At 66.5% G+C, this 26627-nt stretch carries 22 protein-coding genes and 1 pseudogene; 17 read left to right on the top strand and 6 right to left on the bottom strand.

Translation table 11 applies throughout. The features are described from left to right. Positions 1 to 2: 2 nt before the first annotated feature. The 4 genes from ACLZN2_RS31720 to ACLZN2_RS31705 all read right to left on the bottom strand — a co-directional run bounded on the left by ACLZN2_RS31720 (position 3) and on the right by ACLZN2_RS31705 (position 3428). The gene (locus ACLZN2_RS31720; RefSeq protein WP_416982833.1) at positions 3 to 914 is read right to left on the bottom strand and encodes a 2-hydroxyacid dehydrogenase; all 912 of its coding nucleotides are present in this window, start codon (positions 912 to 914) and stop codon (positions 3 to 5) included. 37 nt (positions 915 to 951) lie between these two features. Then, positions 952 to 1869, bottom strand: a complete 918-nt coding sequence (locus tag ACLZN2_RS31715; protein ID WP_416982832.1) for a succinylglutamate desuccinylase/aspartoacylase domain-containing protein — start codon at positions 1867 to 1869, stop codon at positions 952 to 954. Further along, positions 1866 to 2669, bottom strand: a complete 804-nt coding sequence (locus tag ACLZN2_RS31710) for a phytanoyl-CoA dioxygenase family protein (RefSeq protein WP_416982831.1) — start codon at positions 2667 to 2669, stop codon at positions 1866 to 1868. Before ACLZN2_RS31710 ends, ACLZN2_RS31715 begins: the two co-directional genes overlap by 4 nt. A 174-nt stretch (positions 2670 to 2843) precedes the next feature. Then, positions 2844 to 3428 carry an ATP-binding protein gene (locus ACLZN2_RS31705; protein ID WP_416982830.1) on the bottom strand — a complete coding sequence of 195 codons (585 nt, stop codon included), beginning with the start codon at positions 3426 to 3428 and terminating at the stop codon, positions 2844 to 2846. Positions 3429 to 3751: 323 nt separating this feature from the next. On the opposite strand from ACLZN2_RS31705, the gene ACLZN2_RS31700 reads away from it, so the two are divergent. Both ACLZN2_RS31700 and ACLZN2_RS31695 read left to right on the top strand, forming a co-directional pair. Next, positions 3752 to 4603: a helix-turn-helix domain-containing protein gene (locus tag ACLZN2_RS31700; RefSeq protein ID WP_416982829.1), complete on the top strand. Its 852-nt coding sequence runs from the start codon at positions 3752 to 3754 to the stop codon at positions 4601 to 4603. A gap of 9 nt (positions 4604 to 4612) precedes the next feature. After that, on the top strand, positions 4613 to 4807 hold the full coding sequence (locus ACLZN2_RS31695) for a hypothetical protein (RefSeq protein WP_055539604.1): 195 nt from the start codon (positions 4613 to 4615) through the stop codon (positions 4805 to 4807). A gap of 250 nt (positions 4808 to 5057) precedes the next feature. Here the strand turns inward: ACLZN2_RS31695 and ACLZN2_RS31690 are convergent. Further along, positions 5058 to 5225 (bottom strand): annotated as a pseudogene (locus ACLZN2_RS31690) (helix-turn-helix domain-containing protein); the annotation flags it as partial. Positions 5226 to 5781: 556 nt separating this feature from the next. Between ACLZN2_RS31690 and ACLZN2_RS31685 the strand changes: the two are divergent. The 5 genes from ACLZN2_RS31685 to ACLZN2_RS31665 all read left to right on the top strand — a co-directional run bounded on the left by ACLZN2_RS31685 (position 5782) and on the right by ACLZN2_RS31665 (position 12479). Next, positions 5782 to 6900: a DUF262 domain-containing protein gene (locus ACLZN2_RS31685; RefSeq protein ID WP_416982828.1), complete on the top strand. Its 1119-nt coding sequence runs from the start codon at positions 5782 to 5784 to the stop codon at positions 6898 to 6900. Positions 6901 to 6906: 6 nt separating this feature from the next. Then, complete coding sequence (locus tag ACLZN2_RS31680; RefSeq protein WP_416982827.1) at positions 6907 to 7647, top strand: MAE_28990/MAE_18760 family HEPN-like nuclease; 741 nt, start codon at positions 6907 to 6909, stop codon at positions 7645 to 7647. A gap of 820 nt (positions 7648 to 8467) precedes the next feature. Beyond that, on the top strand, positions 8468 to 11149 hold the full coding sequence (locus ACLZN2_RS31675; RefSeq protein WP_416982826.1) for a hypothetical protein: 2682 nt from the start codon (positions 8468 to 8470) through the stop codon (positions 11147 to 11149). Between the two features lie 134 nt (positions 11150 to 11283). Then, positions 11284 to 11571, top strand: coding sequence for a transposase (locus ACLZN2_RS31670; protein ID WP_416982825.1), 288 nt, complete (start codon positions 11284 to 11286; stop codon positions 11569 to 11571). Continuing rightward, on the top strand, positions 11559 to 12479 hold the full coding sequence (locus ACLZN2_RS31665) for an IS3 family transposase (protein WP_416982824.1): 921 nt from the start codon (positions 11559 to 11561) through the stop codon (positions 12477 to 12479). The genes ACLZN2_RS31670 and ACLZN2_RS31665 overlap by 13 nt, the downstream gene beginning before the upstream one ends. Before the next feature lie 204 nt (positions 12480 to 12683). Here the strand turns inward: ACLZN2_RS31665 and ACLZN2_RS31660 are convergent, their stop codons facing one another. Beyond that, positions 12684 to 13295 (bottom strand): TetR/AcrR family transcriptional regulator, encoded by a 612-nt coding sequence (locus tag ACLZN2_RS31660; protein WP_416982823.1) that lies wholly within the window; start codon positions 13293 to 13295, stop codon positions 12684 to 12686. A 107-nt stretch (positions 13296 to 13402) separates the two neighbouring features. Between ACLZN2_RS31660 and ACLZN2_RS31655 the strand changes: the two genes are divergently transcribed. The 10 genes from ACLZN2_RS31655 to ACLZN2_RS31610 all read left to right on the top strand — a co-directional run bounded on the left by ACLZN2_RS31655 (position 13403) and on the right by ACLZN2_RS31610 (position 26595). Next, a complete protein-coding gene (locus ACLZN2_RS31655; protein ID WP_416982822.1) occupies positions 13403 to 15019 on the top strand; it encodes a carboxyl transferase domain-containing protein in 1617 nt (538 codons plus the stop codon). 14 nt (positions 15020 to 15033) lie between these two features. Further along, entirely contained in the window at positions 15034 to 17037 is a 2004-nt protein-coding gene (locus ACLZN2_RS31650; RefSeq protein ID WP_416982821.1) for an acetyl/propionyl/methylcrotonyl-CoA carboxylase subunit alpha, read from the top strand. Next, on the top strand, positions 17034 to 17975 hold the full coding sequence (locus ACLZN2_RS31645; RefSeq protein ID WP_416982820.1) for a hydroxymethylglutaryl-CoA lyase: 942 nt from the start codon (positions 17034 to 17036) through the stop codon (positions 17973 to 17975). Before ACLZN2_RS31650 ends, ACLZN2_RS31645 begins: the two co-directional genes overlap by 4 nt. Before the next feature lie 5 nt (positions 17976 to 17980). After that, the gene (locus tag ACLZN2_RS31640; RefSeq protein ID WP_416982819.1) at positions 17981 to 19141 is read left to right on the top strand and encodes an acyl-CoA dehydrogenase family protein; all 1161 of its coding nucleotides are present in this window, start codon (positions 17981 to 17983) and stop codon (positions 19139 to 19141) included. A gap of 187 nt (positions 19142 to 19328) precedes the next feature. Then, the gene (locus tag ACLZN2_RS31635; RefSeq protein WP_416982818.1) at positions 19329 to 20378 is read left to right on the top strand and encodes an ABC transporter substrate-binding protein; all 1050 of its coding nucleotides are present in this window, start codon (positions 19329 to 19331) and stop codon (positions 20376 to 20378) included. 216 nt (positions 20379 to 20594) lie between these two features. Continuing rightward, positions 20595 to 21410, top strand: coding sequence for a siderophore-interacting protein (locus tag ACLZN2_RS31630; RefSeq protein ID WP_416982817.1), 816 nt, complete (start codon positions 20595 to 20597; stop codon positions 21408 to 21410). A gap of 137 nt (positions 21411 to 21547) precedes the next feature. Continuing rightward, on the top strand, positions 21548 to 22990 hold the full coding sequence (gene desA / locus ACLZN2_RS31625; protein WP_416982816.1) for a lysine decarboxylase DesA: 1443 nt from the start codon (positions 21548 to 21550) through the stop codon (positions 22988 to 22990). Then, positions 22974 to 24263 (top strand): lysine N(6)-hydroxylase/L-ornithine N(5)-oxygenase family protein, encoded by a 1290-nt coding sequence (locus ACLZN2_RS31620; RefSeq protein WP_416982815.1) that lies wholly within the window; start codon positions 22974 to 22976, stop codon positions 24261 to 24263. The genes desA and ACLZN2_RS31620 overlap by 17 nt, the downstream gene beginning before the upstream one ends. Next, positions 24260 to 24793, top strand: a complete 534-nt coding sequence (locus ACLZN2_RS31615; protein WP_416982814.1) for a GNAT family N-acetyltransferase — start codon at positions 24260 to 24262, stop codon at positions 24791 to 24793. The genes ACLZN2_RS31620 and ACLZN2_RS31615 overlap by 4 nt, the downstream gene beginning before the upstream one ends. Continuing rightward, entirely contained in the window at positions 24790 to 26595 is a 1806-nt protein-coding gene (locus tag ACLZN2_RS31610; protein ID WP_416982813.1) for an IucA/IucC family protein, read from the top strand. The genes ACLZN2_RS31615 and ACLZN2_RS31610 overlap by 4 nt, the downstream gene beginning before the upstream one ends. Positions 26596 to 26627: the final 32 nt, after the last annotated feature.

Below are 26627 nucleotides of genomic sequence, written 5' to 3'. Positions count from 1 at the left end.
CCTCATCCCTTCAGGTACGCCACAAGTCTGTCGATCAGTTCGTTGTCGAGACGGTCGTTGGACTCCACCGTCAGCCCCGCCACGTGCGGTGTGACGATCACGTTGGGCCGTTCCACCAGGTCGGGTGCCGCGTGGTCGTAGTCCCCGCCGTATGCCGCGAGACGTCCGCTGTCGAGGGCCTGGCGGACGGCCTGTTCGTCCACGACCTCGGCCCGTGACGTGTTGACGAGAATCGCACCCGGTCGCACGTCGGCAAGGGTGTCGGCATTGAGGAAGGCGCGGGTCTCTTCGGTCAGGGGCACGCTGACCGAGAGCAGCTGGCTCTCCTCAAGGACATTCCGCAGAGAGGCGAACCGCACGTCGCCCTCGGTTCCGGACTGCCTGCTACGACTGGTCGCGACCACCCGCATTCCGATGGCGGACGCCAGCGTTCCCAGAGTCCTTCCGATGTTCCCGTAACCGATCAGCCCCAGGGTCTTACCACTCACCTCGAAGGGCAGTGAGGGGAGTTCCGTGCGCGGCCTTCCGTCGGCAGCGAGCCGGTCGCCCCACTTCAGGTGCTTGGACAGAGCGAGGAGAAGCGTGAGGGCATGTTCGGCCACGGACTGGACGTTGGCGGTGGGGCAGCGTTCCACGTGAATACCTGCCTCGGCGAGTGCCGGCAGGTCCAGGTGGTCCGTGCCGACTGAGAGCGTGCCGACAACACTGGCGCGTACCGATCCCTGCCTCACCATGTCCCCGGTGATCCGCTCACGCGCGCCGATGATCAGCAGGTCGTACTCACCGAGGAGCAGTTGCAGCTGATCGTGATCGGGCCGCGCGGGCAGGTAGTTCACCTCGTCCGCGATCCCCTTGACTCTCTCGGCGAAATACGGATTGTCCTTGAGGCTTTCGATCGCCACCGCTGCACGCATGTGTTACTTCCTGTTGTTCGCTGGTTTTTCGACGGTTTCAGTGGAGGGAAATCACTCTGCACGCCCAGTATCCGGCCTCCACGACAGTCGCCCTGCGAAAGCACACGGGGACACAGTCCGAGGGAGCGATCAGTGTTTCCTCTTCGCCTTTCCTGCCTCGCACGATCAGCACTGGCAAACCGGCCGACAGTGGTTCCCCTGGCCGACAGCGAAGGACGACGGCTCCCGAGATACGGGAAATCAGATCGGTCATGGTGCCTGCGAACTGCGGCGTTCCCTGGGCCTCAAGGCACTCCGACTGCGCGTCGATCTCACGCATCAGCCGGTCCGCCCAACGGGACACCAGTGCGTCGGTCGGCAGTTCGTGGCTGGGGATCTCCAGCGTGACCGATGTCCGCACGGCCCCGTCGCCATGGGCACGCAGGCGCAGATGGCATTCGTCGAAGGCCCCCGGTGTCGGCTCCCCGTACAGAACGTGCGGGATGTCGTCCAGCGTGGCGAGGCGACGATCAGCCGAGGTCGCGTAGAGGTGCGGCCAGCCGAACTCGGGCGTGTGGACGTCAATGATGACGTCGTAGGTGTCGGAGAGCCGCCACAGAGTCGAGGCCAGGGACGCGTCGACGGCGCCGCCCTGCTGACGAGGGTCTGTGAACATGCGGTTCCAGTTGGTGCCACCGGCTGAGATACGCCCCTGGCTGGTTGCCCCGGACGCGAGGTAACGACTCCAGCCGACAGGATTGGCGTTGGGGACCACGCGTACCTGGTTGGCGGGCGCGGTCGATCGCAGTCTGCGCACCAGTTCGTGCAGGACGAGCATGGCGGCGCTCTCGTTGGCATGCAGCTGTCCCTGGAGGTAGACGGAGCGCCCGCGCGCCAAGTCCGACGGCGTGAAGTCATGGACAGGAATGTCCAGTTCACCCGCCAGAGCGAGTCCGTCCGCCGCCTGTACGGTCATGTGTGCTGTCCTTCACGGATCCAGTAGCTGGAGAGGATGATCCGAGGGGCGTGCACCAACGGGCGGATCCGGTGCAGGCCTCTGGCGTCGAAGAGGATCAGTGTTCCGGCCTTCCCGGTGACGGTGCGGGGCTCGGTGCGCAGCCGGGCGCAGAGGGCGGCCTGTTCGTGGGGCCAGAGACAGCCGACATAGGCCGAGGCCTCGTCATGGATGTATCCGTCCGCGCCGGCCTGAAAAACACGGGCGATATCGCGGTCGTAGCGTCTCCGCCAGGTTCCGAACTGGGTTCCCGGAATGTAAGTGAAGGGACCGTTGTCCTCTGTCACATCGACAAGGTAGAGGAACGCCTTGTAGCGGGGACGCCAGGAGTCGATATGAAAGAAGTGCTCGAAGGCTCCGGTGTGGCCTTCGACAGTGCGGTACTGGACGGTCGATCGGTGCATGGTGACAGTGGGGCCGAGGACCGTTCGCATGGTGTCGGTGACGAGATCACACGCGAAGAAGGGGCTTAGTTCCGGAATGGTCGCCGCGTCGGAATAGAAGCGGGTCAGTGTGCCCTCAGGGGACAGTCTGCATTCCTCTACGGAGGGGACAGCCGCCCTCATGCGGTCGACCTGAGCCGTGTCGAAGAACTTGGGGAACACGGCCAGTCCGTCCCGGAGCAGGATGTCCGCGGGGCTGTCTGTAGTCGACGTTGCGGAACGAAGCCGTGCGTACTCTCGGTGCAGGGAACGGATCTGCCGCTCGCGTCTGATGCGGTGGCTCAGTGAGGTACGTAAGGAGAGCCGGCCCGAACGCATGATGGCCCCCCTCTGAAGAACAGGGCCACATGAGGCCACGCCGACCTGACCGCTCGCGCGTGCAGTTTACCGGCGCTGGACCGGGCTCGGAAGCAGGCGTATGGGCAGTCGGCAGCTTGGCGCGATCGCGCTGCGCCGGAGAGTGTGGAGCGCTTGACTGCCACCACTCGGTGGTCACTGACGGTCGCTTACAGCGGGTGGGCATCCGTAGGCGCGAGCACCCTCACGCGGCAGCACCGCCCACATACGGGTGCCGGTGCTCGGCTCACGGGCGCCGCCGATCCCCCACTCCCCGTCGCAGGCCCGCACCACCTGGTCCAACACCTGGAGCGTCACCCCTCGATACATCTCACAGGCAGCGCCCAGGTGCACGTTGGCGTGCCGCGGGTGGTCGTCGTAGAGGGTGACACGCATCGCTCCATCCCGGTACCGCAGCGACACGTACACCTGAGCGGACGGCGAGAACCGGCAGGCGCAGGCGGTCAGTTCACTCACCACCTGCACCACCGCGTCCGTCAATTCGGCCAACCCGTGCGCCCGGAGGATCGTGCGCGTGGCGGCACGGGCAATGCCGGGACTCTGCGAGGCGGCGGGGAGGGTGAGGCTGCAGGACAGCGACTCGGGGAGGGGCGGGGTGAAGGGGAGTTCGGTGGGGGCGAGGGTCGGGGAGAGACAGAACCCGGAGGGCGCGGGCGGCGGGCCCGAGGTGAGGTTGGGCCGGGGGGCGGGAGAGGGGCCGGACGCGGCTTCTGGCTGCACGGCAACTCCTGTGTCGTGTCGTGGTACGGGGATTGAGCGGGCGCGTGAAGTTGTGCCGCCCAGACAGCTCAATCGCCGCCAAGACCCGTGCCGGTGGCTTGTCTCCCTGACGCGGGCCCACCGCTCCCAGGGGAGGAGAAGGCGGGCGGGCACGCGTGATGCGCTTCCGGAGGGTCGTAACGGATATGCGATCGAGCCATTACCGACTGTAGAGCAATGATTGGCACACGTGCCACATGAACTTCAGCATTGCCTCCCTTGGTTGGACCCATGCGCCCCTCTGAGGGCAAACTGAGCTCGACCGAGCAAGCAGGAAGGTGCCAATGCCGACACGTCCCACACCAAGTGAACGCCAGCGGCGCCTGGGAGCAGAGTTGCGGAGCATGCGGCTCGCGGCAGGCCGGACCACCGAGTACGCCGCTGGGCTGCTGGGCCTGGACCGGACGAAGGTGTCCAACATGGAGACCGGCGTCCGCGCCACCTCGGCCGAACGCATCCATGTCCTAGCCAGCAACTACGAATGCGCTGACCGCGCCTACGTCGAGGCCCTCGTCGCCATGGCCGACTCAGGCAAGCGCGGATGGTGGGAGCAATATCGGGGAGTCCTCCCGCAACGCCTGCTTGATGTAGCCGAGTTGGAGTGGTTCGCCACCCGGCTGCGTACCCTCCAGACAGTCCACGTACCCGGACTGCTCCAGTTGAGCGGATACGCCCGCGCCATCTTCGACGCGGCCTTGCCGGCGCTCCCCAAGTCCGACGTCGAACTACGAGTGGCCCAACGCACACAGCGGCAACAGGTCCTGGAGCGTGACAACGCCGTCCACTACGTCGCGTACGTCCACGAATGCGCTCTGCGCATGCAGTTCGGAGGGCGACGCACTACCCGGGAGCAACTTCAGCACCTGTGCGAGATGTCCGAACGGGAGAACATCGACATCCGCGTCCTCACAACCGACGTCGGTGCCTTCCCGGGCGCGGGACACGCGGTCCTGTACGCCCACGGCGCCGTCCCCCAACTCGACACCGTCCAGCTGGACTCCGCACATGGCGGCGAGTTCACTCACGCCAAGGCACAACTCGCCAAGTACCGTGCCCACATGGACTGGTGGCACGCCAAATCGCTGGACCAGCAGGCCTCACGTGACTTCATGCACGACATCGCCCGCCAACTCTGAGGAACGGCCGTGAGAACCGACATCACCTGGGAAGAACCCTTCTGCGCCGAGGGCAACAACTGCTTCCGCATAGGCACCGACCCCCACGGCAACGCCTACATCGCCGTCGCCGGACAGGAGGACACCCCCCTCACCGACACCCGCGAAGCCCTCCGCACCCTCATCCTGGACATCAAGGCGGGCAAGGCGGACCATCTGCTGTAGGCGAGAGCGGCCGGGGCCACCGGGAAGCGGTATGGCTCTCCGGCCGCATTTCCTGCCTTCGTCCCGCGCGGACCGCCCGGAACCTTGCACGCGAGAGCGGTACCCAACGAAGCTACGTCACGAGCCCGTAGGTCCACCTCCTGCACCGTTTGCCAAACACTGCCAAGAAGGTCGGTTCGTGAGAGGCCATGCCATGCCACACCGTGAGCTGCGGCCAGCAGGCACTCACTGGCACCCCCATCCAGCGGGACGCCACCGGCCTACGCGACCGGTCCACCAGCCCGGCCAGCCCCGAAGCCTCATACCTCGACTTCCACCCGCTGACCGCCTGCCTGGACACCCCCAGCCGGGCGGCGACCTCCGTCGCACCCGCCAACACCGCAAGCACAGCCCGGTATCTCTGCTCGACAACCGACAACTCCACCAGCGCCAATCCCGGCCTCCCGCCACACGCCGCAACGACGCGCACAGAAAAGCCGATCACGGCCACTGTCAACCATCAGCTGGGACCGAAGTGTCAAGCATCTCCCGGGACTGGACACATGAACCACCCAGCCCATGATTCAAACTTTCCCTACTGGTTCAAGCCCCGGCTGCGCTCCGCTCCGCCGGGCGCGCTCCCGGCTCCGCTGCGCGCCCTGGTCAGGGTTGGCCGGCGGCATGGGGTCAGAACACGTCGTGGCCGGGGCGGTCGGCTCCACGACTTTAGACAGCCACTTTGGCGCGAGCCTCGAAGATCATGGCCCCAGCGTCGTGCTTTAGCGGGCAGGTCCACAGACTGCCCGACGCGCCGGAAGCTTACGGGGCCATGATCACTCGCGCCAAAGCAGCTCCAGTCCAAAGTCGCTCCACCGACCTTCGCGCGGTTTCCTGTCGGGCCGTCAGGGCAGGTCCGGCAAGCACACGCTCGAGGTCGTCGACATCCCATAAGCTAAGCATCCGTGACGAGTTGACTCAGAAGGTGTGGGAGAAGCGTGGCGACGCAGCCGGATCAAGACGCCCTCTTCGACGGCGAAGAGGAGGACGTGACCGCAGAGCAAGGGGAAGCCCTGTCTGTTCCCATCGAAGAGCGACGGCTCGTTACGCAACCATACGACCTGTCCCTCACGACCCTCGTTGATGACATTCGCCGACAGCGACTGCTCTTGAGTATCGAATATCAGAGGAAATACGTATGGGATCGATCTAAAGCAAGCAGGCTGATCGAAAGCTTCCTCCTCAACATTCCTGTACCCGTCTGCTATTTTGCGGAAAATGAAGACGGGACGTACGAGGTAATCGACGGATTGCAGCGCATTCAAACGGTAAACGACTTCCTGACCGGAAAGTTCTCCCTTCGGGGGGTCTCGGTGGTTACCGAATTTGAGGGCCTGCACTTTGAAGATCTGCCTTTGAAGGAGCAGCGGCGGCTCGGAAATCGAACGATCCGCTGCATCGTCATCACCGACGACTCTCACCCCGATATCAAGTTCGATGTGTTCGAGCGGTTGAACACCGGTTCTGCGATGCTTGCAGCCCAAGAACTCCGAAATTGCATTTATCGAGGGCCGTTGAACTCCTTCCTCAAGGAGATTGCCAACGAGTCGTACTTTAGTCAGATTCTTGGCGGCATCAAAAATAATCGTATGGCTTATGAGGAACTGGCGCTGCGATTCTTCTCTCTTCATGAGGATCTCCCTTCATATAAGCCCCCGCTGCGGCAGCTCCTTAACTCGTACATGCGGAAGCATCGAAAGGGTAGGCCTGCCGAAGATGCGGTCAAGGTATTTGAAGAGACCTGTAACGCCGTACACGAGATCTTCGGCTCCGAGGCATTCCGGATCATGCGTGACGGTAAGTTGGGGGCGTTCAATAAGGCACTCTTTGACTCCATCATGATGGCACTTTCCTTCTCGGATCGAGGGGCTGCTATCAGCAAAGCAGACGAAGTTCGCACGCTGCGCGAAGAGTTGCTAGACCGGGAAAGTTTCCAGACGTCTATCGGTCGAGCGACGGCCGACAGGACCAGGATGCACGGCCGCATCAAGGCGTTCGCCACCGGGTTGACGCGGCTGGGTGTGCGCTGTGAGCTTCCCGACCTCCCTGAACTGTGAGGGCTGATGGCCGAGCCTGCTCTGGAATCGTACTCCGAATTTATTGACAGTCTCCGCGAGGTCGAGACTTTGCTTGGTGCGCGCCCTACCGCCCCGCTTGGTAGCGGATCGACTGCCAGCCACACGCAGGAACGCGAACTGGTTAACGCAATTACGCGAGCCTGCGTAGTAATGCTGGTAGCCCACTTCGAAGGTTTTGTGAAAGCTGCGTTGACGGAGCTCATTGATGAGATCTGTCAAGCGAAACCGCCGGCCCGTCGGCTGCCTGAAGGCCTATTGGAGCTGCACACCAGAGAACGCCTTCAGGAGATATTCGGCACTGAGGGGCCTGACCGAATCCATCGGACTCGTCGCTTGTTCACTACCTACGCACAACTATGGGATGCCGATCGAGCCGTAAACCCGCAGCTTTTGTCGGCAAAGTTGCTCACGAGGCAGTTCACAAACGCCAAGCCAGAAATACTAGAGGCGGTTTTTTCCCTTCTTGACGTGAATAACGTCATTACCGAGGCAGACGCTCATGTGAATGCTGCAATCCTCGCGCGAGGGGACGGAGCAACAAGCCTTAAGGTCGACGTCAAGCTGACCGAGATCGTAGAAAGAAGGAACAAGATTGCCCATGGGGATCGGGCGGAGAAGCCGACCCCGTTCGAAGTCGAATCGTACATGGTCTTCGTGAAAGACCTAGCCCAATGTATTTCCCTTGTAGTTGAACGACGCATTCAACATTGCTGTTCTCTGAGATGAATCAGGGTTGTGCCAGGGCGGGCCAGCCATCTCCTCTTCTCTGTGGCCACGTGCTCGAGTAAGCGTCTGAGTCTGTCGTCACCTCATACGGAGTCCTTGCGGTACAGCAGCGGAGTACAGCAACTCCACTGCCCACTGGTGGCCGTTGGCACCGCCGACAACCCTGCTGAGCGGCCCAGCAGACCTCAGCGACCTCCCCGCCCGTAGTTCGCATCGAGGGGCGGGTGAGTGTCTAACTGCGTGACAACGCACACGAACAGCGGCGAACAACCGCGAACGTCTGCGGACCATCAGCGCAGGTAGGAGCCACCCCAGCCCAAGGCAGCGCCCCTACCCAAGTTGCTTCGGGACGAAGAGGTCATCGCGCCCAAGGTCTTACCGCCACGCTTCCGCCGGCGCGCTCGCTCTGGTCGACGGCATGGCAACGTGGCTGAGGCCGGTGGGGGTGCGGTGAGGCACACGCCTGCGTGGTCAGTCGGCGCACCCACCATCGTGGCTGACTGTCGTCGGCTGAGGCTCAGACACTCCGGGTCCCAGCTCCGTCCACGGACATTCGAGGCGAAAAGACCGTGCCAATCGCGTGCCAAATCGTGCGGGGAACCGCGGGGATTGGCCCCGGGTGCGGCCAGGGCTCCAACGCCACTCCGCCGCAGGTCAGCGCAGCATCTGCCGCCATGAGACCGAAGCTTCCCAAGCTGAGGGCCTACGCCGTCGTCTCGGGCCAGCCAGTGCAACTTGGGATTGCGGCGCATGCCACGACTCCAAACTCTGCTCTGCCCGCTGGGCAGCGAAAGCCCGGTGCTCTCGCAGTTGCTCGACAGTGAAGCTGACCGGCGAACCATGCCCGAAATGCACAACTTTGAATTTTGGCGCAGGCTTGGTTTATACGCGCCGTGAGCTGGATGCGGAGTCCACCATGGTCCATCCGAAACGAGCCCAAGTGGCTCCGTCCTCCCTGCCTCTCCGGTATCCAGGTCGCCGGTGGTTGCTCTTTGGGGGACTGCTCGCGGGGCTGCTCGCCATGGCCTATTGGGCAGGTCACACGTGGAGTGACGGCAGAGCAGCTGACTGGCACTCATGGGAATGGCTGAATGAATTTTTCGGCGGTGTAGCAGGGTTGGTGACTGGGAGCAATGGCGGGGAGAACGTACCAGCAAGCGCTCGGTTGGCGGCACTCGCCTTGCTCGTGTGCTTCTTCGTTATTTGGCGGCGTGCGATGTTCGCGCACAGTGCGTACAAGCCCGGCCCGGTTGACGTGCAGGCGCTCGAGAATGCGACCGGGGAGGCTGCAACTCCGCCACTCGCTGATCTAACGGCTCAGTTCCGCAAACAGCTGTCGGAAACCAGCTTGTACCCACCGCCTGGTGTCCCTGAAGCACCTGCGGGAAGTGTCCTCGACCTGGTGGGTGACGTCGACCCTACTCCGGAACATTTCGGGGCGAGCGTGATGCGTTTCCTTGCGAGCTTGCGGCCGAAGATCGCATATCGGGTTAAGGGAGAATTGCAGGTCCGTACCCAGGAACCGTGCTGCGGTATGACGGTGACAGTCACTTCGTACGCGCTCGGGGGCTGCCGAGTGACGACGGTGTGGCAACGGGACTGGGAAGAGACTGTCCGCAGCGCTGTGTACTGGGTGGTGGCGTCGATCCTGCCCGTCACTTCCGCTTGCAAGCGCGTGCCCTGGCGTAACTGGGTAGGCCGCAATCTGCCCCCAGACTTGTTCGCGGCCTTCCAGAAAGCGAGTCAGCTGGCGGGTGACAGGAAATATGACGAAGCGATGGATTGGTTCTTCAGGGCGCTGCAACTTGATCCGCTCAATCCCTACATCCGGCATAGCCTGTCGGTGGTCCAGAAGGAAATTGGCCTCTACATCGAGGCCCTTGACATGATCCAAGGGTCGCTGATCTTCGACGGACAACGAGAAGAGGACTACAAACAGCGACTCTGGGAGTCGTTCGGACATCTCCGCCGCCCCAGCTATCTGCTGCATCTCCGGCGGCGCCCAGACGTGATTGACGTGCGCTATAACTACGCCAGCCTCCTTGGCCTCTACGATGACTTGCCGAGCCAGTGGTGCAATCGCCATGGAACCGAGACTGGAAAGATTCACCAACGACTGATTCAAGTACTTGCGGATCGGTATTGGCCCTTCGCTGTCAAAGAGAAGGACACCAAGAGACGGTGGAGACCAAGAGAGGTCGACAAGGAAGCGCGAACTCGCATCGAGAATATTCTCCGCAGTGGCTCCATCGAGGAAGTTCGCTTGTTCTTCCAGCAGGCCCGCGCACAGGAGCTGTATAGGCTCGCCTCAGATCGCCCACTGGCTTATATCGTCCCAGGCGTTCGACCTTACCGAACATGGACCGATCTGCGGCTCGTCCGTGATCTGCTAGCCCCCATGGGCTTGTCACGCGCATGGAACCAGCGCCACTACTTCGATAAGTCAGATCGAATGCTTCCTGTGTTCAATTGGCATCGAAAGCCGTATCAGCAGGTGGAGTGCTTGCAAGATCTTTCATCGATGCCTGTCTCCGACCTCAATAAGCGGGTAAGGGCTCATCTGCATTGGCCTAATTGGCCGCTACGAATGGATTGGCCAGTTCGGACTGAAAGCAGGCAATGGCAGGATCACTACAACGCAGCCTGTGTGTACGCGTTGGCGATGCGGGACATCCGAAACATGCAGGGGGAAGCGAACAAGGTAACGTGTGACGATCGTCTAGCCAAATTTGCTGTCGACGAGCTGATGAAAGCGCTGCACACCTCCGATAGCGCGTACACAACCGTCAAAACCAAGAAGCACATTTGGTTGATCGACCGCGACCCCGACCTAACAGCCCTTCGGCAGCATCAGGCCTTCAAGCACTTCGTCGGCCAGATGTACCCGCATAAAAAAGGACGCCGAACACTTCCAGATGTAGTCCGATCCCAGATGGCTACATATGAAGAGAAATTCCTAGCAGCTGAAGCGCACGCGATGGAGCAAATCTGGCACCAGCGAGGCAAACAGATCAAGGTCGACATTCACTCCGTGGTCGAGTGGTTCCGTAGTGAAGAAAGAGTCTGGATTTCTATGCAGAAGATTGCAGAAACTCAGGCCGGCGACTGGCCAATCAGGGTTGACCTGATCGAAAATGTGAAAAATGCATCTATAGCCGAAGGGGCTATCAGAGGCAAGGTACTCCCAGGCATACCGTCCTCGGAAGAGCTGGATGACATACCGGAATCCATAAACGCCTCGCATGATATCTGCGACCTTCTGAAAAATCTGCGGGAACTCATTGGAAAAAACTCAGCGTCCAAGAATAGCAGGGAGTGGCGTGACTGGCTGCGCGATGCCGACGCCTCAGGAACATCTGAACTGCCGTACGGAGAACTGGAGAAAATCTGCCGAGGATACGCTGCGGCCTGGCAAACGCTCGGCGATTGGTTCGAGTCCCCCACTGAAGAGAAATTGCAGAGGTCCTTCAAATTGGCACTGGAACAGATACCGTGCCCCTGATGAATTGCAAAAACTGCGGCGCTCGACGCTCCGTACAAGACCAGCCAGTGAGATTTCTCATGATGCCGCAGCCCACTACCGGTGTCCCTCCCCTCGTAGCGTGAAGACCGTGACTGCAGGGGAAGTTGAGAGTCATGGCGGAGAAGCGACGGAAGTTCGATCCGGAGTTCCGTGAGGGGGCTGTGCGGATCGTCACGGAGACCGGCAAGACGATCGCCGAGGTCGCCGAGGACCTGGGGATCAACGAGACCACCCTGGCGAGCTGGGTCTCCCGTGCCCGTCAGGCAGGGGCCGCACCGGCCGGCGGGAGTGGTGAGCTGGAGCGGTTGCGGAGGGAGAACGCCCAGCTCAAGCGGGACAACAAGGAACTGGTCATGGAGCGTGATGTCCTCAAACGCTGCATGGTCCTGTGGGTGAAGTAGCCGTGGCGGACCCGGCGTCCGTCGTCGGGGTGATCAGCGACTTCAGGACCGAGCACGGCGTTTCGCACCGCGTCTCCTGCCGCGCCCTGGGCGTGAGCGAGTCGTGGTTCTACAAACACCGCACCCGTCAGCCCACCCGGCGTGAGCTGCGCAGACAGCACCTGATCGAAGCGGTGAAGGGAGAGTTCGACACGTCCGGTGGCACCTACGGCTCGCCGAAGATCTGGATCAGGCTGGTGAGGCAGGGCTGGCGGGTCTCGGTGAACACCATCGCGAAGATCATGGCCGAGCTGGGCCTGGTCGCGCGGAAGGTGCGCAGACGGCGGGGGCTGACCCGGCCGGGCAAACGGCCGGCCGCCCCGGACTTCGTGCGCCGCGACTTCACCGCAGAGTCACCCGACCTGGTCTGGTGCGGGGACATGACGGAGATCGAAACCGGTGAGGGCAAGTTGTACCTGGCCACGGTCATCGACCTGTTCTCCCGCCGCCTGCTCGGCTATGCGATGGGTGCCCGTCACGATGCCGAACTGGTCGTCGCGGCTCTGCACATGGCTGCGGCGACCCGCGGCGGGGACGTCCGCGGTGTCATTTTCCACACGGACCGCGGCAGCGAGTACGGCTCCCGGAGGTTCCGCCGGGCCTGTCGCCGGCTGGGCGTCTTCCAGTCCATGGGCCGGGTCGGCTCGTGCTTCGACAATGCCGTCAGCGAGGCGTTCAACAGTGTGCTGAAGGTCGAGTACGTCCACCGGCACGCCTTCGCCACACGCACCGAGGCCCGGATCCGGATCGCGACCTGGATCACCGACTTCTACAACAGCCGTCGGCTACACGGCGTGTGTGGCTTCAAGAGCCCGATCGACTACGAACACGACTACTGGGCCAGCCTCGGTGAGGGGCTGGCTGCATAGGAAGGTCTCCACGATTCGAGGGGATTGACACTGACAGTCCCGCGCAGTCAACGGGACGCACTACTGGGCCCCCTCCTGTCACCCCAAGGCCGCGACCAGGCATGGCCGGTTCTGGGCAGAGACCCGGACGAAAAGCGTGTGCCCGAACGGAGCACGTGCAAAGGGTGAGTGAGAGTGCCTGCCTCGGTGAGGCAGGTGACCACGTCAGCCGCGCGCCGCCGCGTCGCCGCCCGCCGCCGCGAACGCCCCCCGCGCCATCCGGTGCAGCAGTGCCGCCGTCGCCGTGCGGCCCGGGAGGGAGCCCGGGCGGGCCAGGTGGGGGGTGGAGTTGAGGAGGCCGAAGACGGAGTGTACGGCCGAGCGGGCCGCCGGTTCGGTGAGGCCCGGGTAGATGTCGCGGACCACCTCCACCCACAGTTCGACGTACTGGCGCTGGAGCTGGCGGACCAGCTTGCGGTCGCTGTCGCGGAGGCGGTCCAGCTCCCGGTCGTGCAGGGTGATCAGGGGGCGGTCGTCGATCGCGAAGTCGATGTGCCCCTCGATGAGCGAGTCGAGGACCACCTCCGCCGAACCCCCGTCGGCCTCCGCCAGACGCCGCTTCGCGCCCGTCAGGAGCTGGCCGCTGATCCCCACCAGCAACTCGGCGAGCATCGCGTCCTTGCCCGCGAAGTGCCGGTACAGACCCGGGCCGCTGATACCGACCGCGGCCCCTATCTCGTCGACCCCGACGCCGTGGAAACCGCGCTCGGCGAACAGCCGCGCGGCCTCCTTGAGGATCTGCTCGCGGCGGGTGGGGGCGTCGGTTCTGGTGGCCATGGAAGTAATTCTAGACAGGGAGGTTAGCGGTCGTTAACCTGATGGAAATGGTTAACGCTCATTAACAGACGATCCTCGTGACCGACGACGGGTGAGGGGAACCGCAGATGGAGCAGGCACCGGAGCTGACGAGCGCGGCAGATCCCGCGTCGGAGGCCTGGCGGGCCAATGAGGGAGCCCACCTGGCGCTGGTCGGGGAGCTGCGCGCCAAGCTGGCCGCCGCCCGGCTGGGAGGCGGGGAGAAGGCGCGCGCCCGGCACACCGCGCGCGGCAAGCTGCTGCCCCGGGACCGGGTGGACGGTCTACTCGACCCCGGCTCGCCCTTCCTCGAACTCGCCCCGCTCGCCGCCGACGGGATGTACGAGGGGCAGGCCCCGGCCGCCGGGGTGATCGCCGGGATCGGGCGGGTCAGCGGGCGCGAGTGCGTGATCGTCGCCAACGACGCCACGGTCAAGGGCGGCACGTACTACCCGATGACCGTGAAGAAGCACCTGCGGGCTCAGGAGGTGGCGCTGGAGAACCGCCTGCCGTGTCTCTACCTGGTGGACTCCGGCGGCGCCTTCCTGCCGATGCAGGACGAGGTGTTCCCCGACCGCGAGCACTTCGGGCGGATCTTCTACAACCAGGCGCGGATGTCGGCGGCCCGGATCCCGCAGATCGCGGCCGTCCTCGGCTCGTGCACGGCCGGTGGGGCGTACGTCCCGGCGATGAGCGACGAGGCCGTGATCGTCCGCGGCCAGGGCACGATCTTCCTGGGCGGTCCGCCGCTGGTGAAGGCCGCCACCGGTGAGGTCGTCACCGCGGAGGAGCTGGGCGGCGGCGAGGTGCACTCCCGGATCTCCGGCGTCACCGACCACCTCGCCGAGGACGACGCGCACGCCCTGCGGATCGTGCGGACCATCGCCGCCACGCTCCCCGCGCGCGGGCCGCTCCCCTGGAAGGTCGCCCCGGTCGTCGAGCCCAAGGTCGACCCCTACGGGCTGTACGGCGCGGTCCCGGTCGACTCCCGTACCCCCTACGACGTACGGGAGATCATCGCGCGCGTGGTGGACGGCTCGCGGTTCGCCGAGTTCAAGGCCGAGTTCGGGCAGACCCTCGTCACCGGCTTCGCCCGGATCCACGGCCACCCGGTCGGGATCGTCGCCAACAACGGCATCCTGTTCTCCGAGTCCGCCCAGAAGGGCGCCCACTTCATCGAGCTGTGCGACCAGCGCGGGATCCCGCTGGTGTTCCTGCAGAACATCTCCGGGTTCATGGTCGGCAAGGACTACGAGGCCGGCGGCATCGCCAAGCACGGCGCCAAGATGGTGACCGCCGTCGCCTGCACGCGCGTGCCCAAGCTGACCGTCGTGGTCGGCGGGTCGTACGGCGCCGGGAACTACTCCATGTGCGGCCGCGCCTACTCCCCCCGCTTCCTGTGGATGTGGCCCAACGCCAAGATCTCCGTCATGGGCGGCGAGCAGGCCGCGTCGGTCCTCGCGACCGTCAAGCGGGACCAGCTGGAGGCCGGGGGCGAGAGCTGGCCACTGGAGGAGGAAGAGGCCTTCAAGGCCCCGATCCGCGACCGGTACGAGCGTCAGGGCAACGCCTACTACGCCACCGCCCGGCTCTGGGACGACGGGGTGATCGACCCGCTGGAGACCCGCCAGGTGCTGGGTCTCGCCCTGACCGCCTGCGCCAACGCGCCCCTGGGTGACCCCCAGTTCGGCGTCTTCCGGATGTGAGGGGCTTGCCACCGATGTTCGAGACAGTACTGGTCGCCAACCGGGGCGAGATCGCGGTCCGGGTCATCCGTACGCTGCGCTCGCTGGGCGTGCGCTCGGTCGCCGTCTTCTCCGACGCCGACGCCGACGCCCGGCACGTCCGGGAGGCCGACACCGCCGTACGGCTCGGTCCGGCGCCGGCCGCCGAGAGCTATTTGTCGGCGGAGCGGCTGCTTCAGGCCGCCGCCCGCACCGGCGCCCGGGCCGTCCACCCGGGATACGGCTTCCTCGCGGAGAACGCGGCCTTCGCGCGCGCCTGCGAGGCGGCGGGGCTGGTCTTCGTCGGGCCGCCCGCCGAGGCCATCTCCCTCATGGGCGACAAGATCCGCGCCAAGGAGACCGTGCGGGCCGCCGGGGTCCCGGTCGTCCCCGGCGGACGGGACCCCGACCTCGCCGAGGCGGCCCGTGAGCTGGGCGCGCCCGTCCTGCTCAAGCCGTCCGCGGGCGGCGGCGGCAAGGGCATGCGGCTGGTGCGGGACCTGACCCTGCTGGAGGAGGAGATCGCCGCCGCCCGCCGCGAGGCCCGCGCCTCCTTCGGCGACGACACGCTCCTCGTCGAACGCTGGGTGGACCGGCCCCGGCACATCGAGATCCAGGTCCTCGCCGACGGCCACGGCAACGTCGTCCACCTCGGCGAGCGCGAGTGCTCGCTGCAACGGCGGCACCAGAAGGTGATCGAGGAGGCGCCGAGCGTTCTCCTCGACGAGGAGACCAGGGCCGCGATGGGCGAGGCTGCCGTACAGGCGGCGCGCTCCTGCGGATACCGGGGCGCGGGCACGGTCGAGTTCATCGTCCCGGGCGGCGACCCCTCCTCGTACTACTTCATGGAGATGAACACCCGCCTCCAGGTGGAGCATCCGGTGACCGAGCTGGTCACGGGGCTGGACCTGGTGGAGTGGCAGCTGCGGGTCGCGGCGGGCGAGAAGCTGGACTTCGCGCAGGAGGACGTACGGCTCACCGGGCACGCCATCGAGGCGCGGATCTGCGCGGAAGACCCGGCGCGCGGGTTCCTGCCCTCCGGCGGGACAGTCCTGCGGCTGAGCGAACCCCAGGGCGACGGCGTGCGCACCGACTCCGGGCTCAGCGAGGGTACCGAGGTCGGCAGCCTCTACGACCCCATGCTGTCCAAGGTCATCGCCCATGGCCCGGACCGCCCGACCGCGCTCAGGAAACTCCGGGCCGCCCTCGCGGAGACGGTGACGCTGGGCGTGCAGACCAACGCCGGGTTCCTGCGACGTCTGCTCGCGCATCCGGCGGTGGTGGCGGGCGAGTTGGACACGGGCCTGGTGGAGCGCGAGGTGGACGGGCTGGTCTCGGACGCGGTACCGCCGGAGGTCTACGCGGCGGCGGCGCTGCTGCGCCACAGCGCGCTGGCCCCCGCCGACGGCTCCGGCTGGACGGACCCGTTCGCCGCCGCCGACGGCTGGCGCCTGGGCGGCGAGCGGGCCTGGACACCGCACCCCGTGCAGGTGCCCGGCCACGAGCCGGTGACCGTGCGCGTGCGCAGCACGCCGGGCGATGCGGCGGAGCTGCTCCTGCCCGGAGCGGACCACCCCCTCCGGGGGTCCGGGGGCGTGCCCCCGCAGCGCGACACCGGACACCGGTTCCAGTTCACGCTCGACGGCGTCCGTCATACCTTCGCCGCCCTGCCGGACGGCACGTGGCTCGGCCGCGACGGCGACTCCTGGCACGTCCGCGACCACGACCCGGTGGCCGCCTCCCTGACCCGCTCCGCGCACGCGGGCGCCGATTCCCTCACCGCGCCCATGCCCGGCACGGTGACGGTCGTGAAGGCGGCCGTCGGGGACGAGGTCGCCGCCGGGCAGAGTCTGCTGGTGGTCGAGGCGATGAAGATGGAGCACGTCATCTGCGCCCCGCACGCCGGCACGGTCGCCGAACTGGACGTCACCCCGGGCACGACGGTCGCCATGGACCAGGTGCTGGCCGTCGTCACCCCGTACGAGGAGGTCGCGGAATGACCGCTGAAGGGCTCCCCATGACCGTGCCCGCCCAGGATCTGCCCGCCAGGGTGCGGATCCACGAGGTCGGCGCGCGCGACGGTCTGCAGAACGAGAAGTCGGCCGTGCCGACCGAGGTGAAGGCCGAGTTCATCCGCAGGCTCGCCGACGCGGGCCTGACGACCATCGAGGCGACGAGTTTCGTGCACCCCAAGTGGGTGCCTCAACTCGCCGACGCCGAGGACCTGTTCCCGCAGGTCGCCGACCTTCCCGTCGCGCTGCCGGTCCTGGTGCCGAACCAGCGCGGCCTGGACCGCGCCCTCGCGCTCGGCGCCCGCCGGGTCGCCGTGTTCGCCAGCGCCACCGAGTCCTTCGCCAAGGCCAACCTCAACCGCACGCTCGACGAGTCGCTCGCGGTGTTCGAACCGGTCGTGCGGCGGGCGAAGGACGAGGGCGTGCGGGTGCGGGGCTATGTCTCCATGTGCTTCGGCGACCCCTGGGAGGGCGCGGTCCCGCTCCACCAGGTCGTCCGGGTGTGCCGGGCGCTGCGGGACATGGGCTGCGACGAGCTGAGCCTCGGCGACACCATCGGCGTCGCGACCCCCGGCCATGTCCTCGAACTGCTCTCCCTGCTCAACGAGGAGGGCGTGCCGACGAACGTCCTCGGCGTGCACTTCCACGACACCTACGGGCAGGCACTGGCCAACACCTATGCCGCTCTGGAACACGGCGTCACCACCGTCGACGCCTCCGCGGGCGGCCTCGGCGGCTGCCCGTACGCGAAGTCCGCCACCGGCAACCTCGCCACCGAGGACCTCGTGTGGATGCTGCAGGGCCTCGGTGTCGACACCGGGGTCGACCTCGGCCGCCTCGTCGCCACCAGCGTGTGGATGGCCGAACAACTGGGCCGGCCCAGCCCGTCCCGCACCGTCCGCGCTCTCTCCCACAAGGACCAGTGATCAGCATGGACCACCGTCTCAGCCCCGAGCTGGAGGAACTCCGCCGTACGGTGGAGGAGTTCGCGCACGACGTGGTGGCGCCGAAGATCGGCGACTTCTACGAGCGGCACGAGTTCCCGTACGAGATCGTCCGCGAGATGGGCCGGATGGGCCTGTTCGGGCTGCCGTTCCCCGAGGAGTACGGCGGCATGGGCGGCGACTATCTGGCCCTCGGCATCGCCCTGGAGGAGCTGGCGCGGGTCGACTCGTCGGTGGCGATCACCCTGGAGGCGGGTGTCTCGCTGGGCGCCATGCCGGTCCATCTGTTCGGCACCGAGGAGCAGAAGCGTCAGTGGCTGCCGCGGCTGTGCTCCGGCGAGATGCTGGGCGCGTTCGGGCTGACCGAGCCCGACGGCGGCAGCGACGCGGGGGCGACCCGGACGACGGCCCGCCTCGACCCCGAGACCGACGAATGGGTGATCAACGGCACCAAGTGCTTCATCACCAACTCGGGCACCGACATCACGGGGTTGGTGACGGTCACGGCCGTCACCGGGCGGGGGCCGGACGGCCGGCCGCTGATCTCCGCGATCATCGTCCCGGCGGGCACCCCGGGCTTCACGGTCGCCCAGCCCTACTCCAAGGTCGGCTGGAACGCCTCCGACACCCGGGAGCTGTCCTTCTCCGACGTACGCGTGCCGGCGGCGAACCTGCTGGGCGAGGAGGGGCGCGGATACGCGCAGTTCCTGCGGATCCTCGACGAGGGCCGGATCGCGATCGCCGCGCTGGCCACCGGGCTGGCCCAGGGCTGTGTGGACGAGTCGGTGAAGTACGCGCGGGAACGGCACGCGTTCGGGCGGCCGATCGGCGCCAACCAGGCCATCCAGTTCAAGATCGCCGACATGGAGATGAAGGCCCACACGGCCCGGCTGGCGTGGCGGGACGCGGCCTCGCGGCTGGTGGCGGGCGAGCCGTTCAAGAAGGAGGCAGCGCTGGCGAAGCTGTACTCGTCGACGATCGCTGTCGACAACGCCCGGGACGCCACGCAGGTGCACGGCGGGTACGGCTTCATGAACGAGTATCCGGTGGCCCGGATGTGGCGCGACTCCAAGATCCTGGAGATCGGGGAGGGCACGAGCGAGGTGCAGCGGATGCTGATCGCCCGTGAGCTGGGGCTCGCCGGCTGACCGGAAGTCATCCCTTTTACACCGTCAACTTGCCGTCAATTCCGGCAAGTTGACGGAATCAGAACGTGCACAGACATCCCACAGGTTCGGGATCACATCACCCCCGCCCTGGACAAGATCTGAGGTTAGGCTAACCTATCTTCGAATTGTCCGGCGGTGATCCGCACGTTCGAAAGCAGCCACTCCCATGCCCAACGCCAGAGCCAACCACCTCACCCGCCGCGGCATCCTCGCCGCCGGTGGCGCCCTCGGCCTCGGTGCCGTGCTCGCAGCCTGCGGGGACGACGACGCGAACAGCAGTGGCTCGGACTCCTCGGCGAGCGCCTCCGCCAAGTCCGGTCCCTGGACCTTCAAGGACGACCGCGACACCACCGTGAAGCTCGACAAGATACCGGCGAACATCGTCGCGTTCACCGGTGTCGGCGCCGCCCTCTACGACTACGGCATCCAGGTCAAGGGCGTGTTCGGCCCGACGAAGACCACCGACGGCAAGGCCGACGTCCAGGCCGGCGACATGGACATCTCCAAGGTGGAGATCCTGGGCAACGTCTGGGACGAGTTCAACGTCGAGAAGTACGCCGCCCTCGCGCCCGACGTCCTCATCTCCACGATGTTCGACGACGCCGGCACCCTCTGGTACGTCCCCGAGGCGTCCAAGGACAAGATCGCCAAGCTCGCGCCGAGCGTCGGCATCTCCGTCTACGACCGTCAGCTCACCGCCCCGCTGGAGCGGATGTGGGAGCTGGCCGAGTCGCTCGGCGCGGACATGACCGCGGCGGACGTCACCGACGCGAAGAAGCGGTTCGAGGCCGCGGCGACGCGGCTGCGCGCCGCGGCGAAGGCCAAGCCCGACATCAAGGTGATGGCCGGGTCCGCCAGCGCCGAGCTGTTCTACGTCTCCGGCTCCAACCTCTCCATCGACCTCGAGTACTTCAAGGCGCTCGGCGTGAACTTCGTGGAGCCGCCGGAGAGCGCGAAGAAGCAGGGCGGCGGCTGGTACGAGTCGCTGAGCTGGGAGAACGTCGACAAGTACGCGGCGGACATCATCATGATGGACGACCGGACCTCGGCGCTGCAGCCTTCGGCGATCACTGAGGCGACGTGGAAGAAGCTGCCTGCGGTGAAGGCGGGGCAGGTTGTCGGGCGGTCGCCGGAGCCGATTCTGTCTTACGACAAGTGTGTGCCGCTGCTGGAGAGCCTGGCCGAGGCTCTGGAGACGGCGAAGAAGGTTGCCTGATCAGGGGCCTGATGTTGTGGGGGAGCTGCGGGTCCGGTTGTGGCTGGTCGCGCCGTTCCCCGCGCCCCTGAAAGATGCGCCGTTCCCCGCGCCCCTAAAGAACGCGCAGTTCCCCGCGCCCCTGAAGGATGCGCCGTTCCCCGCGCCCCTGAAAAACGCGCAGTTCCCCGCGCCCCTGGGTTAGTTGCTCTGCCCCACGTTCCAGGAGTTGGCCCTATGACCACGGCCGTTGCCGCCCCGTTCCGGTTTTTCTCGCTCCAGGTGGTTCGGACTCGGCGGCTCGGTTCGTCGCTTGTTCGGGTTTCGTTCGGTGGGGAAGACCTTCGGTACTTCTTCTCCGGTGGGTGGGATCAGTCGCTGTCGCTCTTTCTGCCGCATCCGGGGCAGGACGCTCCCGCCGTTCCCTTCGAGCTCGGGGACGGGTGGTGGCAGGGGTGGCGGGAACTGCCCGATGACGTGCGGGCCGTGATGCGGTCGTACACGCTTCGGGCCCTGCGGCGGGATCCCGGCAAGATCGAGATCGACATCGACTTCGTGCTGCACACGCCCGCCGGGCCCGCCTCCGCCTGGGCCGCGCGGGCCGTACCCGGGGACCGGGTGGTGCTGCTGGGGCCCGCCGTCGCCGACAACCGGGCGATCCGGTTCCGGCCGCCGCAGGACACCGGTCCGGTGGTGTTGTGGGGCGACGAGACCGCGCTCCCGGCCATCTCGGCCATCCTCGAGTCGTTGCCGTCCGGGCAGCGGGTGCGGGCCTGGATCGAGGTGCGTGATCCCGGGAACCGGCAGGAGCTGACGGCCCTCGCCGACGCCGAGATCCACTGGGTCGGCCCCGGGGAGTCGCTGGATGCCGTCCGCGACGCCCAACTGCCCTCCGCCGCACAGCCGTACGTCTGGATCGCCGGCGAGTCCGGGTCCGTGAAGGCGTTGCGGCGGCACTTCGTGCAGGAGTGCGGGATCGACCGGCGTCGGGTCACCTTCGTCGGGTACTGGCGTGAGGGGCTGACGGAGGAACAGCTGCGCGAGCGCGAGTGAGTGACGTGATCACCGTCACCGGAGGGGCAGAGTTTCCCAGGGTGTTAATTAGGTTAGGCTAACCTAAGTTGAACCCGGGGCTCCGCCCCTCAGTCCGTCCCGCAGCGGACCCGTCCCCCACCCCCGGAAGGCTCCCCATGCGCTCGCACCTGCTCAACGACACCACCGCGGAGCAGTACCGCCGCTCCGTGACCGAAGGAGTCGAGCGGGTGGCCGCCAAACTCGCCGCCACCGACCGTCCGTTCACCGGCGTCACGGTCGACGCCCTCGCCCCCCGTATCGACGGCATCGACCTCGACCAGCCCCTGTACGACACCGCCGCGGTGCTCGACGAGCTGGAGGAGGTCTACCTCCGCGACGCGATCTACTTCCACCACCCCCGCTACCTCGCCCACCTCAACTGCCCGGTCGTCATCCCCGCCGTGCTCGGCGAGGCCGTGCTGTCCGCCGTCAACTCCTCCCTGGACACCTGGGACCAGTCGGCCGGCGGCACGCTCATCGAGCGGAAACTGATCGACTGGACGACCGAGCGCATCGGCCTCGGCCCGGCCGCCGACGGGGTGTTCACCTCCGGCGGCACGCAGAGCAACCTCCAGGCGCTGCTGCTCGCCCGGGAGGAGGCCAAAAGCGACTCGTCCGCCAAACTGCGCATCTTCGCCTCCGAGGTCAGCCACTTCAGCGTGAAGAAGTCCGCGAAACTGCTCGGTCTGGGGCAGGACTCGGTCGTGTCGATCCCCGTCGACCACGACAAGCGGATGCAGACCGTCGCGCTCGCCCATGAGCTGGAGCGCTGCAAGAAGGCCGGCCTCGTCCCCATGGCCGTCGTCGCCACCGCCGGCACCACCGACTTCGGCTCCATCGACCCGCTGCCCGAGATCGCCGAACTGTGCGCCCAGTACGGCACCTGGATGCACGTCGACGCGGCCTACGGCTGCGGGCTGCTCGCCTCCCTGAAGTACCGGGACCGCATCGACGGCATCGAGCGCGCCGACTCCGTCACCGTCGACTACCACAAGTCCTTCTTCCAGCCGGTGAGTTCGTCCGCCGTGCTGGTCCGGGACGCGGCCACGCTGCGGCACGCCACCTACCACGCCGAGTACCTGAACCCGCGCCGGATGGTGCAGGAACGTATCCCCAACCAGGTGGACAAGTCCCTGCAGACCACCCGCCGCTTCGACGCGCTCAAACTGTGGATGACCCTGCGCACCATGGGCGCCGACGGCATCGGGCAGCTCTTCGACGAGGTGTGCGACCTCGCCGCCCGGGGCTGGGGCCTGCTGGCCGCCGACCCGCGCTACGACGTCGTCGTACAGCCGTCGCTGTCCACCCTCGTCTTCCGCTACATCCCGCAGGCCGTCACCGACCCGGCCGAGATCGACCGCGCCAACCTCTACGCCCGCAAGGCCCTGTTCGCCTCCGGTGACGCCGTGGTCGCGGGCACGAAGGTCGCGGGCCGTCACTACCTGAAGTTCACCCTGCTCAACCCCGAGACCACCGCGGCCGACATCGCCGCCGTCCTCGATCTGATCGCCGGCCATGCCGAGCAGTACCTGGGAGAGTCCCTTGACCGCGCTTCCTGAAGCCAGCCGCACCTACGACGTCGTGGGCATCGGGCTCGGCCCGTTCAACCTCGGCCTCGCCTGCCTCACCGAGCCGATCGACGCGCTCGACGGCCTCTTCCTGGAGTCCAAGCCCGACTTCGAGTGGCACGCCGGCATGTTCCTCGACGGCGCCCACCTCCAGACGCCGTTCATGTCGGACCTGGTCACCATGGCCGACCCGACCTCGCCGTACTCCTTCCTCAACTACCTGAAGGAGAAGGGGCGGCTCTACCAGTTCTACATCCGCGAGAACTTCTACCCGCTGCGCGTCGAGTACGACGACTACTGCCGCTGGGCGGCCGCCAAGCTGAGCAACGTGCGCTTCTCGACGACCGTCGCCGAGGTGACGTACGACGAGACCGACGCGCTGTACGCCGTACGCACCACGGACGGGGACGTGTACCGCGCCCGCCGTCTGGTCCTCGGCACCGGCACCACCCCGTACGTCCCGGAGATCTGCCGGGACCTCGACGGCGGGCTGCTCCACACCGCCGAGTACATGCGGCGCAAGGCCGAGCTCCAGTCGAAGAAGTCCATCACGATCGTCGGCAGCGGCCAGAGCGCCGCCGAGATCTACTACGAACTGCTCGCCGAGATCGACGTCCACGGCTACCAGCTCAACTGGGTCACCCGCTCCCCGCGGTTCTTCCCGCTGGAGTACACCAAGCTGACCCTGGAGATGACGTCCCCGGACTACATCGACTACTTCCACGCGCTGCCCGAGGAGACCCGCTACCGGCTGGAGAAGCAGCAGAAGGGCCTCTTCAAGGGCATCAACTCGGATCTGATCGACTCGATCTTCGACCTGCTCTACCAGAAGAACGTCGAGCACGGCGACCAGCCCGTCCCCACCCGCCTCCTCAGCAACTCCACGCTGCACAGCGCCCGTCACGAGGACGGCGTCTACCGGCTCGGCTTCCGCCAGGACGAGCAGGGCAAGGACTACGAGATCACCACCGAGGGCCTGGTGCTGGCCACCGGCTACCACTACGAGCAGCCGGCCTTCCTGGAGCCGGTCCGCGACCGCCTCCGCTTCGACGAGCACGGCCGCTTCGACGTGGCCCGCAACTACGCCGTCGACACCACCGGCCGGGGCGTGTTCCTGCAGAACGCCGGCGTGCACACGCACTCCGTCACGTCCCCCGACCTCGGCATGGGCCCGTACCGCAACAGCCTCATCATCCGTGAGCTGCTCGGCAGCGAGTACTACCCGGTCGAGAAGACCATCGCGTTCCAGGAGTTCTCCGTATGACCTTCACCTTCCGCCCGCTCGACCCGCTGAGGGACGCCGAGCTGCTGCACTCCTGGGTGACGCATCCCAAAGCGGCCTACTGGATGATGCAGGACGCCTCGCTGGTGGACGTCGAGCGCGCCTACATGGAGATCGCCGCGGACCCGCACCACCACGCGCTGCTGGGCCTCGACGAGAACGGCACACCGGTCTTCCTGATGGAGAAGTACGACCCCGCCCACCGGGAGCTCGTCGGCCTGTACGAGCCCCGGCCGGGCGACGTCGGCATGCACTTCCTCACGCCGGCGACCGACACGCCCGTGCACGGCTTCACCCGGGCCGTCATCACCGCCGTGATGGCGCACCTCTTCGACGACCCGGCCACCTCCCGGGTCGTCGTCGAACCGGACCTCGCCAACACGGCCGTCCACGCCCTGAACAAAGCCGTCGGCTTCGTCGCCGAACGCGAGATCCAGAAGCCGGAGAAGATGGCCCTGCTGAGCTTCTGCACCCGAGAACAGTTCCTCGCGGCGACGGGGGTGGCCGCGTGAGCCCGACCGCCGCCGTGGCCCACCTCTCCCCCGAACGCTGGGAGACGGCCAACCGCCTCCTCGTCCGCAAGGCCCTCGCGGAGTTCGCACACGAGCGGCTCATCACACCCGAGGAGCAGCCCGGGGAGCAGCCCGAGGAGCAGGGAGGGCAGCAGGGCGGGCGGTACGTCGTCCGCAGCGACGACGGTCTGACGTCCTACCGCTTCACCGCCGTACGCCGTGCCCTCGACCACTGGCAGGTGGACGCCGACTCGATCACCCGCACCCGCGACGGCGCCGAACTCCCCGTCGCCGCACTGGACTTCTTCATCGAGCTGCGGCAGGCCCTCGGGCTGAGCGACGAGATCCTGCCGGTGTACCTGGAGGAGGTCTCCTCCACCCTCTCCGGCACCTGCTACAAGCTCACCAAACCGCGGATCACCTCGGCGGAGCTGGTCAGGAGCGGCTTCCAGGCCATCGAGACCGGGATGACCGAGGGCCACCCCTGCTTCGTCGCCAACAACGGGCGGCTCGGCTTCGGCGTCCACGAGTACCTGTCGTACGCCCCGGAGACCGCGAGCCCGGTCCGGCTGGTGTGGCTGGCAGCGCACCGGTCGCGGGCGGCCTTCACGGCGGGCGTCGGGATCGAGTACGAGACCTTCCTGCGGGAGGAGTTGGGCGCGGCGACCGTCGAACGGTTCGAGGGGATCCTGCGCGAGCAGGACCTCGACCCCGCCGACTACCTCCTCATCCCCGTGCACCCCTGGCAGTGGTGGAACAAGCTCACCGTCACCTTCGCCGCCGAGGTCGCGCGCAGGAACCTGGTGTGCCTGGGCGAGGGCGACGACGAGTATCTGGCCCAGCAGTCCATCCGGACCTTCTTCAACTCCTCGCACCCCGAGAAGCACTACGTCAAGACGGCCCTGTCCGTCCTCAACATGGGCTTCATGCGCGGACTTTCCGCCGCGTACATGGAGGCGACCCCGGCGATCAACGACTGGCTGGCCCAGCTCATCGACAACGACCCGGTGCTGAAGTCGACGGGTCTGTCGATCATCCGCGAGCGGGCCGCCGTGGGCTACCGGCACCTGGAGTACGAGGCGGCGACGGACCGCTACTCGCCGTACCGCAAGATGCTCGCCGCGCTGTGGCGGGAGAGCCCGGTGCCCTCGCTCCGGGACGGCGAGTCGCTCGCGACCATGGCGTCCCTGGTCCATGTGGACCACGAGGGGAAGTCGGTGGCCGGCGCGCTCGTCGAGCAGTCGGGGCTCGCGGCGGCGGAGTGGCTGCGCCACTACCTCGAGGCCTACTACACCCCGCTGCTGCACAGCTTCTACGCCTACGACCTGGTCTTCATGCCGCACGGCGAGAACACGATCCTCGTGCTGCGGGACGGGGTCGTGCAGCGGGCGATCTACAAGGACATCGCCGAGGAGATCGCCGTCATGGACCCGGACGCGGTGCTGCCGCCCGAGGTGCGGCGGATCCGCGTCGAGGTGCCCGAGGACAAGAAGCTGCTGTCCATCTTCACGGACGTCTTCGACTGCTTCTTCCGCTTCCTCGCGGCGGACCTCGCCGCCGAGGGGATCCTGGAGGAGGACGACTTCTGGCGCACGGTCGCCGAGGTCACCCGCTCCTACCAGGAGGCGAACCCCGAACTCGCCGACAAGTTCCGCCAGTACGACATGTTCGCCCCCGAGTTCGCCCGGTCCTGCCTCAACCGGCTCCAGCTGCGCAACAACCAGCAGATGGTGGACCTGGCCGACCCCTCGGGCGCCCTCCAACTGATCGGCACCCTGAAAAATCCCGTCACAGGGTTCTGATCAGGACGGCGGGTTCCCCCGAGTACGGTCCT

Source organism: Streptomyces sp. T028 (assembly GCF_048159505.1).
In the GTDB taxonomy this organism is placed as follows: domain Bacteria; phylum Actinomycetota; class Actinomycetes; order Streptomycetales; family Streptomycetaceae; genus Streptomyces.
This window is presented reverse-complemented; position numbering and strand designations above follow the sequence as displayed.

What these genes read in the sequence shown, in the direction of transcription:
- ACLZN2_RS31720 (WP_416982833.1), bottom strand. Translation starts at nt 914, where the DNA reads ATGCGTGCAGCGGTGGCGATCGAAAGCCTCAAGGACAATCCGTATTTC.
- ACLZN2_RS31715 (WP_416982832.1), bottom strand. Translation starts at nt 1,869, where the DNA reads ATGACCGTACAGGCGGCGGACGGACTCGCTCTGGCGGGTGAACTGGAC.
- ACLZN2_RS31710 (WP_416982831.1), bottom strand. Translation starts at nt 2,669, where the DNA reads ATGCGTTCGGGCCGGCTCTCCTTACGTACCTCACTGAGCCACCGCATC.
- ACLZN2_RS31700 (WP_416982829.1), top strand. Translation starts at nt 3,752, where the DNA reads ATGCCGACACGTCCCACACCAAGTGAACGCCAGCGGCGCCTGGGAGCA.
- ACLZN2_RS31680 (WP_416982827.1), top strand. Translation starts at nt 6,907, where the DNA reads ATGGCCGAGCCTGCTCTGGAATCGTACTCCGAATTTATTGACAGTCTC.
- ACLZN2_RS31670 (WP_416982825.1), top strand. Translation starts at nt 11,284, where the DNA reads ATGGCGGAGAAGCGACGGAAGTTCGATCCGGAGTTCCGTGAGGGGGCT.
- ACLZN2_RS31660 (WP_416982823.1), bottom strand. Translation starts at nt 13,295, where the DNA reads ATGGCCACCAGAACCGACGCCCCCACCCGCCGCGAGCAGATCCTCAAG.
- ACLZN2_RS31655 (WP_416982822.1), top strand. Translation starts at nt 13,403, where the DNA reads ATGGAGCAGGCACCGGAGCTGACGAGCGCGGCAGATCCCGCGTCGGAG.
- ACLZN2_RS31650 (WP_416982821.1), top strand. Translation starts at nt 15,034, where the DNA reads ATGTTCGAGACAGTACTGGTCGCCAACCGGGGCGAGATCGCGGTCCGG.
- ACLZN2_RS31645 (WP_416982820.1), top strand. Translation starts at nt 17,034, where the DNA reads ATGACCGCTGAAGGGCTCCCCATGACCGTGCCCGCCCAGGATCTGCCC.
- ACLZN2_RS31640 (WP_416982819.1), top strand. Translation starts at nt 17,981, where the DNA reads ATGGACCACCGTCTCAGCCCCGAGCTGGAGGAACTCCGCCGTACGGTG.
- ACLZN2_RS31635 (WP_416982818.1), top strand. Translation starts at nt 19,329, where the DNA reads ATGCCCAACGCCAGAGCCAACCACCTCACCCGCCGCGGCATCCTCGCC.
- ACLZN2_RS31630 (WP_416982817.1), top strand. Translation starts at nt 20,595, where the DNA reads ATGACCACGGCCGTTGCCGCCCCGTTCCGGTTTTTCTCGCTCCAGGTG.
- desA (WP_416982816.1), top strand. Translation starts at nt 21,548, where the DNA reads ATGCGCTCGCACCTGCTCAACGACACCACCGCGGAGCAGTACCGCCGC.
- ACLZN2_RS31615 (WP_416982814.1), top strand. Translation starts at nt 24,260, where the DNA reads ATGACCTTCACCTTCCGCCCGCTCGACCCGCTGAGGGACGCCGAGCTG.